Consider the following 14,845-nt stretch of genomic DNA (forward strand, 5'->3'; position numbering starts at 1 on the left):
CACGAGGAACGGGAAACAAAAGCAGACCTCTTCCGCCTGAAAGACGGCTAAACACCCATCTGTCACTGGGCACTCGTATGTGAGGTACTTAAGGGTTTTATAGAGCCTTCTCTCGAGACATGGGGTCGGGGAACTCAATGTAGAAGTAGAAGAGCTTCGTTTTAGAGTTGTACGGCGAGTGGTCTGAGTTTGCCGATGAGTGCATTGGCCTGTTCGCACCATTCGAGAATTACTTCCGGCTGCCCGTGAGTCGGGAACCGCTTGCGGAGTCGCCCTAGTCCATCCGATCATCCGCCACGAAGATCACGAACTTATCGTCTTACCGATTCTCCTGATCTCGCCCCGGAGCCATGCGTGTGCGGCATCAGTATTGACTCTCGGATGCCAGATCATCAGGTACTTAAAGCCGGTCATTTCTCCCGGCGCCTTCAGCACCTTGATTTTGTGATTTTCGGCCTCCAATGCTGCGAATCGCCGGGGTGCGGTCAGAATCAGCTTAGTTCCCGGAATGCACCGGGTAGCTGCTCCAAAATATGGCAGCGTAATCACAGTTCGACGACGATGGCCGTGCGCTGCAAGACGCTTCTCCGGTATATGTTGTGAACCTTCGACGACGTCGACGCCGATGTGCTCGGCCGCGAGGTATTGCTTCAGCGTCAGTTGGCGATGGTAGGGCGCGTCCGCTGCAACAATGCAGACAAGCTCTTCCTCGTAGATCACTTCAGTCAGCAGCGGCGAGGGCACATTGCCTTCATCGCCAATCAGGGCGAGATCGAGGCGGCCGTGAGTCAGGTCCTCGAAGACGTCGCCTCGCCAGCTTACGAACGTGAAGCGAATCAACGGCGCCACCGGGAGAGACTCGCGACAGAGAACGGGAGCAATGATCGAGGTCGCATTGTCTGTGGCTGCGATCCGGAAGGAACAATGCTCCGTTACCGGGTCAAAGGTCGAACCAGAGATGAGCCGATCCAATTTCGGCAACATGATCTCAAGCTCCTGCAGGATACGTTCTCCCTGCGGCGTTGGTTCATAACCCTTTGCGGTCCGCACCAGCAGATCATCGTGAAACGTATCGCGCATTCGTTGCAGGGCGCGGCTCACCGCAGGCTGGCTCAATAACAACCGCTGCGCGGCACGGGATACGTTGCGCTCCTCGGCGAGCACCGAGAACACAACCAGGAGATTCAAGTCGGCCTGACGTAATTGCGTTATACGCATAATTAATATTAGTACTATGCATTGGACGTATATCTCTGGCAGGTTCAATCTCTTTTTAGCGACGGACTTCAGGTTCAAAGAAGCCGCCCTAAAGGAGAACCACCATGAGAAAGACAGCTATCGTAACCGGCGCATCCCGCGGCATTGGACGCACCATCGCTCTTCGCCTCGCGGCGGACGGATTCGGCGTTGTGGTCAACTATGCCGGCAACGCAGCCAAGGCCGAAGAGGTCGTCAACGAGATCACCAGTTTGGGTGGACGCGCGCTCGCAGTCCAGGCTGACGTGGCCAGCCCCGAAGATGTCAAGCAGCTCTTCGAGAAGACCCTCAAGGCCTTCGGACAGATCGATGTCGTGGTCAACAACGCAGGCATCATGCCTCTTTCGCTCATCGCCAAAGGCGACGTGGAGACCTTCGACAAGGTGATCGCGACAAACCTGCGCGGGACTTTTCTGGTCCTCTCGCAGGCAGCGCAGCGCGTTGCGGAAGGCGGTCGCATCATCGCTTTCTCCAGCAGTGTTCTTGCCAAAAACTTCCCCGCCTACGGTCCCTATATCGCCTCCAAGGCAGGTGTTGAAGGGCTCGTCCACGTCCTCGCCAACGAGCTTCGCGGACACAAGATTACGGTCAACGCGATTGCCCCCGGACCTGTCGGGACGGAGCTCTTCTTTGACGGCAAGACGGATGAGCAGATCAAGCAGATCAGCAACATGGCGCCGCTTGAACGGCTCGGCCAGCCAGATGATATCGCCGGCGTTGTCTCCTTCCTTGCCGGACCTGATGGCGGATGGGTCAACGCGCAGGTGCTTCGGGCAAACGGGGGCTTCGCATAAACAGCGCACACCGCTTGCACACGATCACGACATTCACGCACGTCGCACGGACGTCAAAGGAGGATCAATATGAAAAGCATCATCGTCATCACAGGAGCTTCGAGCGGCTTTGGCGCTCTCGCGGCACGCGCTCTCGCTATCGCAGGTCACACCGTTTACGCCAGCATGCGCGAGACCACTGGCCGCAACGCTGCGCAGATGGAAGCTGCTCAAGAGTTCGCGGTCGAGAACAAGGTAGATCTCCGCACGATCGAGCTGGACGTCGCCTCTCAGGAATCAGCCGACCAAGCCATCAAAACCATCGTCGAGAAAGGCGGTCGTCTCGATGTCGTCATCCACAACGCGGGACACATGGTCTTCGGCGCGGCGGAAGCCTTCACTCCCGAACAGCTCCTGCAGGTCTATGACATCAACGTGCTCAGTACGCAGCGCGTCAATCGTGCCGCTCTGCCACAACTGCGCAAACAGATAAAGTGGTTTAGTGCTATGGGTCGGAAGCACTAGTACGCGCGGAGGCACGCCGCCTTATCTTTCACCCTACTTTGCGGCGAAGGCAGCTATGGATGCGCTCGCTGTCAGCTATACTGCGGAGCTGAATCGCTGGGGTATCGAGACGTCCATCATCGTTCCCGGTGCCTTCACCTCCGGCACAAACCACTTCGCACACGCTGGCTCACCAGCAGACAAGGCTCGCCAGGCCGAGTACGATAACGGCCCTTACGCCCATCTTGGTAACGACATCATGAAGGGGTTCGCTGCTACCGCGCCTGCCGATGCCGATGTGGCCGATGTCGCCAAAGCTATCGTCAGTGTGGTGGATTTGCCCTTCGGTAAGCGTCCGTTCCGCGTGCACATCGATCCCGCGCAGGACGGTGCGGAGATCGTCAATGGAGTGGCAGATCGTGTTCGCACCGAGATGTATCGCAACATCGGTCTGTCGGATCTGCTGTCGCCTGTTGCGTTTTCGCTCTGATTTTGGCCTCGGAGGAGAGGAGTTCGCACTAGGTTCTCTCCACTGGATCTTGGTTTGTGCCGGGATATGAAGCGTCGTCGCTGTCGAGTGTTCGGCAATCCGCAAGCAATGCTGAGCCGATCATTCTCAGGGGACGCAAAATCGTCAAGGCACTCAATGAGAAGCGACGAGTACCCATGAGCATCTCGTGGTGTGTGTGACACATTTCACAGGGTGGGGGCACATCGGTTTGTCCAGCATTTGTCGTGCGAAAAGCAGGCCATGGAAATGAGAGAGTATGGGAGGGTGGAAAGCCAAGAAGCCGGCTTTCCACCCTCCCACATTCCCACGGCCTTGACGACTAGTGGCCTGTCGCAGAGTAAACATTACTATGCGTGCTGACGTCTAATGAGATGTGTCCAGCGATTCTCTTGTTCTCACCGACATCCAGCAACTCGAACTCAGCCGTATCGCCCAGTCGCGTTCTCTGCCTGCCGGATATGTCTTCCGTGCCCGGCTTGTCCTGATGCTGGCTGAGGGCGCTTCTTACAACACTATTAAGCGGCATTTGAGAACCACCGCTCCGACCATCAGCCGATGGAAGCAGCGCTTCCTTGCTTCCGGGGTCGATGGGCTGGACACCAGTCATCCCGGTCAGTCGGCTTCTGTGCTCACTGCGAAGCTGCGGGCGCGGATTCTCTCGGCCACCCGCAGAAAGCCGAAGGACGGTTCCACGCACTGGAGCTGCCGCAAACTGGCTGCTGAACTGGGCGTCAGCAAGGACGCTGTGCATCGCGTCTGGAAAGAGGCCGGTCTGAAGCCGCATCGTCTGGAGCGGTACATGGCCAGCGACGATCCGGATTTCGAAGCCAAAGCGGCCGATATTATCGGGCTGTACCTGAATCCGCCTGAGCATGCGGCGGTTTTCTGTGTGGATGAGAAGACCGCCATTCAGGCCCTGGACCGGCTCGATCCGGTGCTGCCGCTTTCGCCCGGCCGCGCCGAGCGTCACGGCTTCGAGTACTACCGGCACGGCACGCTGTCTCTCTACGCCGCGCTGGAAACGGCCTCCGGCCGGGTGCACGGAAAGACTGCCGCGCGCCATACCAGTCAGGATTTCGTCGCTTTCCTGAAGGAAGTCGTCGCACTGTGCCCACCGCGGCAGCAGATCCATATCATCCTCGACAACCTCTCGGCTCACAAGACGGCCCTGGTGCGGGAGTTCCTGGAACAGCATCCCCACGTCCACTTCCACTTCACGCCCACATATTCCTCGTGGCTGAATCAGGTCGAACTCTGGTTTTCCAAAATCGAACGTGAAGTCATCGCTCGCGGTGTTTTCACCTCGGTTGCGGATCTGGCCCGCAAGCTGCGCCGCTACATCAATGCCTATTCGACCAACGCCAGACCAATCCGGTGGAAGTACTCAGACCCTCTGAAACGCATCTCCGGTAACGCGTAATGGTGCAGTTTCCGGAAAGTCGGTCACTCACCCGAACCGCTGCCCGCCCAAGACTCGGCACGAATGACACCGCTGAAATAACGGAAGCGCAGTGCGAAGAGCTGACAAACGTCTAAACCAGTTCCTTCTTGCCCTTGAGTTGGAGGCGAATCGTGAAGTAAGCGATGATCATGACGAAAGGCGCAGCGACGGCAATGGTCACGACGAATCCATGGAATGTCTCCGCTCCTATTAGCCCCAGGCGCAGGGCCGAATAGAAGAGCGTCAGAGATCCACCCAACATTACTATTGCCATTCCCGCCAGAGCCGGACGGATATGTATGCGGCCTGGTTCTTTATTTGCCGCCCAGAAGAATGGCCCGGCGGCTGCAAACATCGCAATTGCCAGCAACCCCGGTAAAAAAAGCTCACGCGGTGCCGTCTGCACTGAAAGCGCGGCGATCCCGCAGGTAAGAACAACAAGGCAGACTGCGGTCGCCATGAAGGCTCCGTACCAGCCGAGCTTTCGCGTTAGCCAAGCGTTGAAATCCTTTCGCCAGCCCATGTCCAGCCACCATCTCAAGAAACGGCGACAAGTCTACCTGATGCCGTGTAACAAAGAATTTACACCAACGGTCGCATCGTCGCGAACCGAAAACTGCACCACTATCCGGTAATGAATTCCCTGCGACAGTCCACTAGATATATGTCTTCTCGTGCCTCCTCAACTCGAACCGTCGCCACCACAATGGGCTTGTAACCGATGCCTCAGGTCCACAACGTAATGCATGTCCCGGTGCACTCATACTGTCTGGATGACATGCGATTTTTGTGGAAGAACTTTAAGAGTGGAAGAACAGGCGGCGGAGGTATCCCATTCTAGGCGCAAAAAGACGCGCCTAGAATGGGGCACCCGGATGTTGTAGTGGAATGGATGAAGGGCAACGGCAAAAGCAACCGCAGCTCCTTCGACTCGCCGGTCACGTGATACGTGACCGGGTTCGCTCAGGATGACACGGTGTGGTGGGAGTCCAGACTGTAGAGGTATCCCAGGTCCCAACATCAGGGACCTGGGGCACCCAGCGAGTTGGCAGGTCGACGAAGAACAAAAGCAGGTCCTTCGGCTCACCACCCCCAAACTCTGCCCCAAATTGCAAAGACCGCTCTTTAGTGCCCCGTTCGCTCAGGATGACACCGCCTTTTTTGAGATTGAGATCGAGCGGGCGCGCGCTGCAACCAACCTGTAATCGAGTCACTGTAGAATGGGCTTAGAGTGGCTTAGTTCGGTTGAAAGTCTCTCCCTGTACCGAAACGCCCTATGATTCAAGCCCTTGCGCTTCCGCGTCCACTTGTCCGGATGCAATTCCGGAGCGTTGTTGTATGGGCCATCTGCGGGATTTTCGCACTCCATTTTCTATTGATTGTGTTCTCGCTGGCGCATGCGGGGCCGGTTTCCCGTTCCTGTACCGGGGCGATTGCGGCGCTTGCCTCGATCAGTCTCCTGGCGCGGCTGAGGCTGCTGCCGGTGCGGGAGCGCGCGACGTGGTTCTGGGCCGCGCTGGGCATGTTGCTCTGGGCTGTTGCGCATGTAGTGGAGATCTTTCTGATTGCGCCTGCCGGAACTGCCGGGGCGAGCAATCTCTCGGTCGATGCTTCGGATTTTATCTACGTTGCCGCGATCTTTCCTCTACTGATGGCCTTCTCGACGACGCGCGAGCTGCAATCGCAGCGGGTGGTTTTTTTCTTTAACTGCGCGCAGGTCCTGCTGGCCTGCTTTTTGACCTATGTGCTGCTATACCGCATGGCGCTGGCGCCAACGGTGGCAGAAACAGTGATGGGCAAGGTGTACGGCGTGGCGTGTGTGCTGCTGGCCGTGATGTCTGTGATGCGGAGCTTTACCTGGGCTACGCAGGAGGAGCGCCAGTGCTTTCACCTGATCAGCATCTTTCTGTGGACTTACCTGCCGATTGAGCTGGGAATGGACTACCTGACGCAGTATCGCGGACTGCAGGCGGGGACGGTGCTGGACCTGGCGTGGAATATTCCGTTTGCGGTGACGGGATGGAAGGCGCTGACGCTGCCGCTGCCGGAATTTGATGTGATGGAGCGGGATTCCGCCGGGCGGTCAGAGCTGCAGCACGAGGTGAGCAGGGGACGGCTGCTGGTGGAGTGCCTGTGCCCGCTGTTGATGAACGCGGGAATCTTTGCGCTGGCGGCTGCGGTGATGCGGCAGCACATGCTGCTGGGGATTGGCTCGCTGCTTGTGTTGCTGGTGATCCAGGGAGCACAGGCGGCGGTGATCCAGATGAATTATCTTGCAGGACGCGAGCTGTTGCTGGAGCGCGAGCAGGCCCTGCGGGTGGCGAATGAAACACTGGCGGACCTGGCGCTGATGGATCCGTTGACGGGGATTGCCAACCGGAGGCGATTTACCTCGGCGCTGGAGGCGGCGTGGCGGCTGGCGGTGCGCGAAGGCCGCACGATTTCTCTGCTGGCGATGGATGTGGATTTCTTTAAAGGGGTGAATGACCATCATGGGCACCCGTATGGCGATTCATGCCTGATTCATATTGCGCGCGTGCTTGGGAAGCAGGCGCAACGGGCGGGCGACCTGGTGGCGCGCGTGGGCGGCGAGGAGTTCATGCTGCTTTTGCCGGAGACGGATGGGGCGGGAGTGGCTATTGTGGCCGAGAGTATTCACAGAGCGGTTGACGAGCTGGCGCTTGAGAATCATGCTTCGCCGTTTCAACGCATCCTGACTGTGAGCATTGGCGTTGTTTCATGCGGGCAGTGCGCGCCTGGGCCAGGGGAAGCGAGTTCGATTACGCCTCGGAGGCTGATTGAGGCTGTGGACAAGGCGCTGTACCAGGCGAAGGCAGAGGGGCGGAATCGTACGGTTGCGGCGACTATGGGGTGAGCGAGGGGTTTCGCAGAAGGCTTCCCTCAGGGGCTAGAGCCCGGATGCTTTTGTGCCCTCTATCGGCACGGCTGAAGCCGTGCTCTTTCAAAACAATTCAGTTTGCGAGATTGCTCGTTGGATAATGGATAGATATGTACGCCGTCTTTCCCGTCCTTGTGTGCGGACGAGCGGCATGAGGAGATTTTCGTGCCAAGTTATCGCAGATCCGTGATTCCAGCCAGCGCTGACGCGCAGGGGCTTCCGCTGGTGGCCATTGTGGGACGGCCCAATGTGGGCAAATCCACGTTATTTAATCGTCTGACGAAGACGCGGCGCTCGATTGTGGGCGACGAGCCGGGGATTACGCGCGACCGCATCTATGGCGAGTACGAGTGGGCCGGGCGGCGGTTCCGGGTGGTGGATACGGGCGGAATTGTGCCGGATGATCCGGCGCTGATTCCTGCGGAGATTTACAACCAGGCGAAGGTGGCGCTCCAAGAGGCAGACGCGCTGGTGATGGTGGTGGATGTGCGGACGGAGCTGGCGAGTCCGGACTATGACCTGGTGCGGTTGCTGACGCGGAGCCGGAAGCCGGTGTTTCTGGCGGTGAACAAGGTAGAGGGCGACGCGATGGAGTCAGTGGCGGAGAACTTCCGCCAACTTGGCATCAAGGAGGTGTACCCGATCAGCTCGGAACACGGGCTTGGGATTGGAGAGCTGCTGGATGCGCTGGCGGCGGTGCTGCCGGAGCGTGAGGAGACGGTTCCCGAGACGGACGAAGTTGAGGCGGACGAAGAGGCTGAAGTCGAAACGGATAAGGATGCCGCGGCGGAAGAGGTGGACGGCGATGAGAAGGTGCATCGCACGCATGGTGAGTATGAGCAGCATGAGACTTCAATTGCGATTATCGGGAAGCCCAATGTGGGCAAGTCGACGCTGCTGAATGCGCTGACGGGGACAACGCGGGCGATTGTTTCGCCGATTGCGGGAACGACGCGCGATGCGGTGGATGAGGTGGTGGAGTTTGAGGGACAGACGCTGCGGTTTGTGGACACGGCGGGAATTCGGCGCAAGGGCAAGACGCACCTGATGGCGGAGAAGCTGAGCGTGGTGATGGCTCGGCGGCATCTGGAGGCTGCGGATGTGGCGCTGCTGGTGATTGACGCGACCGAGGGCGTGACGGCGAGCGATGCGACGATTGGCGGCTACGCGCATGAGAGCGGACGAAGCGTCATCATCATTGTGAACAAATGGGATGCGGTGACGACGGGACGCACGGATGGGAAGCCGCCGGCGGATCGCGAGATCTTTGAGAAGCAGACGCGGAATGTGCTGAAGTACCTGAGTTATGCGCCGCTGATTTTTATTTCCGCGCTGGAAGCGACGAACCGGGAATCGAAGAGCCTGGCCCGCGTGCTGCATGAAGTGATTCGTGTGGCCGCCGAGCGGCGCAAGCGCGTGACGACAGGGCAGATGAACAAGTTTGTGCAGAAGGTGGATTTTCAGCGCGCGCCAGTGCCGATGTCGAAACGGATACGGATTTTTTATATGACGCAGGCGGCGGTGGCTCCGCCGACGTTTGTGCTGTTCACGGACCGCGATATAAAGCTGCACTTTGCGTTTGAGCGGTTTCTGGAGAATCAGATTCGGGCTGCGTTTGGGTTTGAGGGGACGCCGATCTGGTTCAAGGTGAAGGCGCGGAATGAGAAGAAGGACGACTAGATAGGTACCGAGGGAACAAGGCACCAAAACACCCGTAAAAGCAAAATCGGGTCCTTCGACTCACAACCCCCAGGCTGAAGAAAACGCCTGGGGCCCCGTTCGCTCAGGATGACACGGTTGTGTGGTGGGTCAGCGCACTTCAACTTGCGACGGCTTCTTCTACGGGGTGCTTGACGGAGGGGGCGCGGTAGCCTTCTTCGGCTAGATGCTTGCCCATTTGCGCGTACATCTCAGAGTTGTCTGGCTGCCAGGTGCCGAGGCCGTCGACGTAGCGGTTGAACATGCTGAAGGCTGCGGCGATTAGGACGGTGTCGTGGATTTCGAGGTCGGTTGCGCCTTCGCGGCGGGCGGCTTCGACATCGGCCGAGGTGACTAGCTTGCCGTCCTGGCGGACTTTGCCGGCAATGTTTAAAAGAGCTTTGAGCTTGGGACTGATTTCTGCACTGGTGAAATCTGTTTTTACCTGCTTGACTAGGGTGTCGTCTCCGCCTAGATGAGCGGTGGCGGCGGCTCCGTGGCTTAGGGCGCAGAACTTTGTGTTGTTGCCGGCGGAGACATGGGTGGCGATGAGCTCGCGTTCGGCGGGGGCGAGGGAGTTGGGCTCGTGCAGGAGGATGTGGGCGAGTTCGCGCATGGGCTTTGCGGTTTCGGGGCGGTAGGTGAAGCCGGCGCTGATGCCGGGATAGCCTTCGGGCAGTTCGATGTGCGGCATGGGGTAACTCCAGAGATCAGGGTTCAGGGATCAGCAAGTGCGGATTAGCTATGAGCTGCCGCTGCATGGTTGGCGAGGTACTCTTCGCTGACGGTGACGTAGCCGTCTCGGGCGACGCGGCGGCCGCGGTCGCGATAGAGGGCTTCGTCGTCGGGCTGATGGGTGCCGAGGCCGTCGACGTAGCGGTTGTACATGCAGAAGGCTGCGGCGATAAGCACGGTGTCGTGGATTTCGATGTCGGTTGCGCCTTCGTGGCGGGCGGTTTCAACGTCGGCTGAGGTGACGAGCTTGCCGTCCTGCTGGACTTTGCCGGCAATGTTGAGGAGGGCTTTCAGCTTGGGGCTGATTTCGGCCTGGGTGAAGTCGGTCTTGACTTGCTTGACGATGGCTTCGCTGGCTGCGGTTCCGCCGAGGTGCGCGGCGGCGATGGCGCCGTGGATGCTGTGGCAGTAATGCGTGCAGTTGCGGCTGGAGACGTAGGTGGCGATGAGCTCGCGGTCGCCTTTGGAGAGTGAGTTGGGGCCGGTGAGAAGGATTTCGACGATCTGGTTGAGGGGGCGCGCGGTTTCAGGCCGGAAGGCCATGGCGCCGCGGATGCCGGGAAGATCAGCGGGAAGCGGAATGTGAGGCATGGGAACTCCAGAGATCAGAGATCAGGTTTCAGAGATCAGTTGTGAGTGAGTCCGCGGCTGGAATGGCGCGGGCAGCACCTTTCGAGCGGGTGAGTAAGGCGCGCAGAGGCAGGCCGGCGAGGACGATGGCTGCTCCGATGAGCGAGGGAATGGGGCTGTGCGCGAGGAGCAGGAGAGCGAGAAGCCCGCAGCCGACGAGGAAGACGATGGGAGCGAGTGGATACCACCACCGATCGACCGCGATGCCGCCGCGGAAGAGGGTGGCGACGGTGAGTGCGAGAAAGACCACGGATGAAAAGACGATGAAGGCCAGGATGCGATCGAATGCGCCGAGGAAGAGTATGGAGAGGGCCATGACGGTTTGCAGGACGATGGCGTTGGCGGGGGTTTGGAAGCGGGGATGAAGGCGTGCGAAGGCGGCGAGAGGGCCGGTGCTGGAGGATTCGGCGGAGGCGAGCGCGTAGGTGACGCGCGGGACGACCATGGTGAGCAGGATGAGGCCGCCGAGAACGCAGAGGACCACAATAGCGGCCAATATACGTGCGCCTGCGGAGCCGAATAATGCCTGGCCGAAGGCAGAGACGAATGCGGTGTCTGACCCGATGCTGCCGAGCGGGACGACGGCGACGAAGGCGAGGCTGACGAGAAGATAGAGCGCGGCGACGATGAGAACTCCGCCGGTGAAGGCGATGGGCAGGGTGCGGGAGGGATTGCGAAGCTGGCCGGCGATCTTGCCGGCTTCCCACCAGCCGCCGAAGCAGAAGTAGGCGCTGACGGCTGCGCCGGCGATGGCGGCGATGAGGGGATCAGAACCGGGGCGGCGTGCTGCGATGGGTGCGAGATTGGCGAATGTGGCGTGGCCTGAGACGAGCGCCCAGATCGCGAGGCCTGCGAGGACCGGTGCCTTGAGCCAGTTGAGGGTGGTCATGACGCCGCTGCTCATACGCGCGCCGCAGTAGTTGAGTGCGGCGGCGGCGATGAGCAGGATGGCGGGGAGAAACGGAGTGAGCGAGGCGGGGATGGGGAAGAGCGCGCGGAGATACGGCACGCTTCCGACACAGAGTGCGGCGGCGACGCCGGGATACATGACGATGGCGGCCATCCAGCCGTAGAGAAAGGCAACGCGGGGACCGAAGCCGCGGCGGAGGTAGACGTATTCGCCGCCGTCATGAGGGTTGCGGACGGCTAGTTCTGTGAAGCAGAGTGCGCCGGCGAGCGTGATGAGAGCCATGCCTCCCCAGACGGCTGCGATGAGCGCGGGTGAGCCGAGGGATTTTGCCATGCCTGCGGGCGTGAGGAAGATGCCGAGCGAGATGGCTTCACCGGTGACGGCTGCGGTGGCGGCCCATGTGCCCATCTGGCGGATTGGCGCTATAGTCCCCATATTCGCCCATCGTAGGGAGGACGGGTGGAAGGGCGCATCCATCTTTGGGTGTAGAGGAAGTTCGTGTGATCGAACTGCGCGCTGGTTATCGAACAGAATGTTTCCGACAATGTGCGCAATCTACTCCAACAGCTTCACATCCGCCAGAGAGCACACTGCTTGCTCATCTCCGTCGATAACGCCTAGGGTGACGTGTTGGCCGTCCGTGACTTCTGCTTGAACTATCGAGACCTGATGTCCAATCGACCAATCACCTACACCTGGCTTCACGATTTCGGCTCTGATCGGCAAATCGTGTCCGAGCGAATATGGCGCACTCCGGCCATACGGTATGTAATAGATCGCCGTACCAGAATCGAAGTCTGCCTTTGTTGCCGTGCGTCCCTGAATCAATGGCTTTTTCACGCTCTTTCTATTCACTGTCCGCTCATTGTGATCTTTCATGCCATGGCATGCCTGGAACGAAGCAACGCTAAGAACTCCGATTAGCAGAGAAATGGCCACTACGATCCGGTTAGCAGATGAATTTTGGGGCGGCATGAGAGCAGTATAGATAGCTTCGGACCACTTACACACAAGTTGCTATGCAGCAGGAAGGTGCAGGTTGTATGGTGCGTGACATGAATACGACAAATTCGGATTGGTTGAGCCCTGCGGACCGGCGCAAGCTGGGGCAGTCGCGGCGCAAGCATGTGGGCAGGCAGACGAACAACGAGTTGAAGGACAAGGCGCGGCCGGCGGATGCGCTGAAGCTGCTGGAGCGCGCGGCGAAGGGGCGCGTGCCGGCGCTGGTGAAGCTGAAGTTTCAGTTGATGTCTGTTTCGCCGTTTGGGTATTTTCGCGGAGCGGTGCCGGTGATGGCGGCGGACCTGGCGGCGCTGCCGAATACGGGAATTGTGACGCAGCTCTGCGGGGATGCGCATGTGCGAAACCTGGGAGCGTTTGCCGCGCCGGATGGACGGCTGGTCTTTGACATCAACGATTTTGATGAGACGATCCGCGGGCCGTTTGAGTGGGATTTGAAGCGTATGGCGGCATCACTAGTGCTGGCCGGGCGCGAGGGCGGGCAAAAGGACAGCAGTTCAAGAGCGGCAGTGGAGGCGTGCATCCGGCGCTATGCGGAGATGATGCGGAGCTTTGCTGAGATGCCGATTCTGGAGGTGGCGCGGCACCAGGTGCATGTGGAAGGCGCGGTGATGCATGATGCGCTGCTGAAGGCTGAGCGCGCGACGCCTCTGCATACGCTGGAGCAGATAACTGAGCTCGCAGACAGGAAGGCGACACAACGCGAGGCCCCGCGGCGGTTCAAGGAGATTCCGCCGATGCTGACGCGCGTGACGGGTAAGCAGGCACAGGATGTCATTGGCAGCCTGGGACCGTACCGAAAGATGCTGGAGCCGCAGAGGGTGCATCTGCTCTCGCTGTACCGGCCGGTGGATGTGGCGTTCAAGGTGGTGGGCACGGGATCGGTGGGGCTGAGGGATTACTGCGTTTACCTTGAGGGCAATGGGCCGGGTGATCCGCTGTTTCTGCAGATCAAGGAAGAGACGGCTAGCGGTTATGCGGCTTATCTTCCCCACGCAAAACCTGCGCGCCAAAACGGGCAGCGCGTGGTGGAAGGGCAGAAGGCGATGCAGGTGCAGTCAGACCCGTTTCTGGGATGGACGGAGATAGATGGGCGGCACTACCTGGTACGGCAGCTCAACGACCACAAGGGCAGCGTGGATATGAACGATTTTGCCGGCAAGGGGCTTACGGCTTATGCGCAGGTGTGCGGTGAGCTGCTGGCGCGGGGCCATGCGCGGTCGGGGGATGCGTTGTCGATTGCGGGCTACGTAGGGGTGGGGGATGGGTTTGCGGAGGCGCTGGCGGAGTTTGGCGCACGATATGCCGACCGGACGGAGAAGGACTGGCTGGAGTTGAAGCGGTCTGGGAAAGCTCGCCCGACTAAAACAGGCTCTGCCGGTAAGAAGCAGCTTAGTACGAAATAAATGGAAAGTATGCTTGACATCTATGTGGGCCGTGTCTAGGATTACCTAGTAAAGTTTGCTTGACATGTCGGCTCAGATTCCATATCGAATTGCGAATAAGGTGAAGGAGCTTCGGCTGGCTCGCGTGTGGACGCAGGAGCAGCTTGCGGCGGCTGCCGGCGTATCGCGGCAGAGCATTATTTCGATTGAGCGCAACCGGTATGTGCCGAGCCTGGAGTTGGCGCTGATTTTTGCGCGTATATTTGCCTGTTCAACAGACGAAATTTTTCATTTGGAGGCGCTCAAATGAGCCATCCCTTAACGCGTGTTCCTTTTCTAGGGCAGTTTGTCGATGAGCGGTTTTTGGAGCATCGGCGCAAGGCGTCGAGTGTGGCCGGAATTATCACGGCGGTGCTGGCTCTGGTTGTGTTCGAGTACCGTCTGCTGCGTTATGGCGTTTTCGACTGGGAGCTGGCGGCGGTGGCTCTCGTTTTTGTGGCGATCAAGATGGGGCTGTTTCTGTGGTATCGGTTTCGCGACTAGAGACTTTGAACTGCTTTTGAGAGGAGAGATGATTATGTGTGGGATCGATAACAAGGATTCTAAAAAACTGCGCTGGATACTTGCGCTGGCCAATGGCAGCATGGCTGCGGGATTGATGCTGCGGCTCTTTGTTCCTGCAAACGGGATCATTTCGCCTGCTGCGCTCCATTTTTTGGTGGGTATGCTGCTCGGCGTCTCCATTGCACTGAATTTCCATGTTGTGTGGATGCGCAGGCGCAACCGCAAAAATGATCTGGCAAGATAGGCGGGAAGCAGTGTAAATAAAGTAAGTATTGATCGAAAAGGAGATAGATGGCTAAATCCGGTGGCAGGCGAACTCATTTGTTGCAACTTGGAGGCGTTTGTCTTGCGGCGGGTGTGTTGTTGTGGCTGTTCAGGCACCCTGTTGGGATGCACTCAAGGGAATACATGCATCTGATCGATGGGTTTCTGGCGGGTCTTGGTGTGGCGTTTTTGATTGCCGGTCTTGGTGATTGAGGCTCTGATGTAAGTTTCGTGCCGCGGTGTGACTTTTATAC

The 14,845-nt window shown here is 59.0% G+C and carries 17 protein-coding genes; 11 read left to right on the top strand and 6 right to left on the bottom strand.

The features are described 5' to 3' along the window. Positions 1–303 precede the first annotated feature (303 nt). On the bottom strand, positions 304–1,218 hold the full coding sequence (locus tag VO84_RS12980; protein ID WP_058188036.1) for a LysR family transcriptional regulator: 915 nt from the start codon (positions 1,216–1,218) through the stop codon (positions 304–306). 104 nt (positions 1,219–1,322) lie between these two features. Between VO84_RS12980 and VO84_RS12985 the strand changes: the two genes are divergently transcribed. The 4 genes from VO84_RS12985 to VO84_RS12995 all read left to right on the top strand — a co-directional run bounded on the left by VO84_RS12985 (position 1,323) and on the right by VO84_RS12995 (position 4,465). Further along, positions 1,323–2,051 carry an SDR family oxidoreductase gene (locus VO84_RS12985; protein WP_058188037.1) on the top strand — a complete coding sequence of 243 codons (729 nt, stop codon included), beginning with the start codon at positions 1,323–1,325 and terminating at the stop codon, positions 2,049–2,051. 69 nt (positions 2,052–2,120) lie between these two features. Next, positions 2,121–2,555: an SDR family NAD(P)-dependent oxidoreductase gene (locus VO84_RS23050; protein ID WP_231737913.1), complete on the top strand. Its 435-nt coding sequence runs from the start codon at positions 2,121–2,123 to the stop codon at positions 2,553–2,555. Positions 2,556–2,610: 55 nt separating this feature from the next. Beyond that, complete coding sequence (locus VO84_RS23055) at positions 2,611–3,024, top strand: Rossmann-fold NAD(P)-binding domain-containing protein (RefSeq protein ID WP_231737914.1); 414 nt, start codon at positions 2,611–2,613, stop codon at positions 3,022–3,024. A gap of 394 nt (positions 3,025–3,418) precedes the next feature. After that, complete coding sequence (locus VO84_RS12995; protein ID WP_058188038.1) at positions 3,419–4,465, top strand: IS630 family transposase; 1,047 nt, start codon at positions 3,419–3,421, stop codon at positions 4,463–4,465. Between the two features lie 112 nt (positions 4,466–4,577). On the opposite strand, the gene VO84_RS13000 is transcribed toward VO84_RS12995, so the two are convergent. After that, positions 4,578–4,946: a hypothetical protein gene (locus VO84_RS13000; RefSeq protein WP_157439870.1), complete on the bottom strand. Its 369-nt coding sequence runs from the start codon at positions 4,944–4,946 to the stop codon at positions 4,578–4,580. Positions 4,947–5,801: 855 nt separating this feature from the next. On the opposite strand from VO84_RS13000, the gene VO84_RS13005 reads away from it, so the two are divergent. Together VO84_RS13005 and der are read left to right on the top strand one after the other, a co-directional pair. Further along, positions 5,802–7,361, top strand: coding sequence for a diguanylate cyclase (locus tag VO84_RS13005; RefSeq protein ID WP_197414017.1), 1,560 nt, complete (start codon positions 5,802–5,804; stop codon positions 7,359–7,361). A 189-nt stretch (positions 7,362–7,550) separates the two neighbouring features. Continuing rightward, positions 7,551–9,065 (top strand): ribosome biogenesis GTPase Der, encoded by a 1,515-nt coding sequence (der, locus tag VO84_RS13010; protein WP_231737916.1) that lies wholly within the window; start codon positions 7,551–7,553, stop codon positions 9,063–9,065. 139 nt (positions 9,066–9,204) lie between these two features. Here the strand turns inward: der and VO84_RS13015 are convergent, their stop codons facing one another. The 4 genes from VO84_RS13015 to VO84_RS13030 all read right to left on the bottom strand — a co-directional run bounded on the left by VO84_RS13015 (position 9,205) and on the right by VO84_RS13030 (position 12,333). After that, the gene (locus VO84_RS13015; RefSeq protein ID WP_058188041.1) at positions 9,205–9,777 is read right to left on the bottom strand and encodes a carboxymuconolactone decarboxylase family protein; all 573 of its coding nucleotides are present in this window, start codon (positions 9,775–9,777) and stop codon (positions 9,205–9,207) included. Positions 9,778–9,821: 44 nt separating this feature from the next. Continuing rightward, entirely contained in the window at positions 9,822–10,409 is a 588-nt protein-coding gene (locus tag VO84_RS13020) for a carboxymuconolactone decarboxylase family protein (RefSeq protein ID WP_058188042.1), read from the bottom strand. 28 nt (positions 10,410–10,437) lie between these two features. Next, entirely contained in the window at positions 10,438–11,793 is a 1,356-nt protein-coding gene (locus VO84_RS13025; protein WP_197414018.1) for an APC family permease, read from the bottom strand. Positions 11,794–11,913: 120 nt separating this feature from the next. Beyond that, a complete protein-coding gene (locus VO84_RS13030) occupies positions 11,914–12,333 on the bottom strand; it encodes a hypothetical protein (protein ID WP_197414019.1) in 420 nt (139 codons plus the stop codon). Between the two features lie 80 nt (positions 12,334–12,413). On the opposite strand from VO84_RS13030, the gene VO84_RS13035 reads away from it, so the two are divergent. From VO84_RS13035 to VO84_RS13055, 5 genes are all read left to right on the top strand, one after another. Beyond that, positions 12,414–13,784: a DUF2252 domain-containing protein gene (locus VO84_RS13035; protein WP_058188759.1), complete on the top strand. Its 1,371-nt coding sequence runs from the start codon at positions 12,414–12,416 to the stop codon at positions 13,782–13,784. A gap of 64 nt (positions 13,785–13,848) precedes the next feature. Further along, positions 13,849–14,073 carry a helix-turn-helix transcriptional regulator gene (locus VO84_RS13040; protein WP_157439873.1) on the top strand — a complete coding sequence of 75 codons (225 nt, stop codon included), beginning with the start codon at positions 13,849–13,851 and terminating at the stop codon, positions 14,071–14,073. Next, complete coding sequence (locus VO84_RS13045) at positions 14,070–14,306, top strand: hypothetical protein (protein WP_058188045.1); 237 nt, start codon at positions 14,070–14,072, stop codon at positions 14,304–14,306. Before VO84_RS13040 ends, VO84_RS13045 begins: the two co-directional genes overlap by 4 nt. A gap of 16 nt (positions 14,307–14,322) precedes the next feature. After that, positions 14,323–14,571 (top strand): hypothetical protein, encoded by a 249-nt coding sequence (locus tag VO84_RS13050; RefSeq protein WP_157439874.1) that lies wholly within the window; start codon positions 14,323–14,325, stop codon positions 14,569–14,571. Between the two features lie 47 nt (positions 14,572–14,618). After that, positions 14,619–14,804 carry a hypothetical protein gene (locus tag VO84_RS13055; RefSeq protein ID WP_058188047.1) on the top strand — a complete coding sequence of 62 codons (186 nt, stop codon included), beginning with the start codon at positions 14,619–14,621 and terminating at the stop codon, positions 14,802–14,804. The last annotated feature ends 41 nt before the right edge of the window (positions 14,805–14,845 follow it).

This window comes from Occallatibacter gabretensis, assembly GCF_001449115.1.
In the GTDB taxonomy this organism is placed as follows: Bacteria; Acidobacteriota; Terriglobia; order Terriglobales; family Acidobacteriaceae; genus Telmatobacter; species Telmatobacter gabretensis.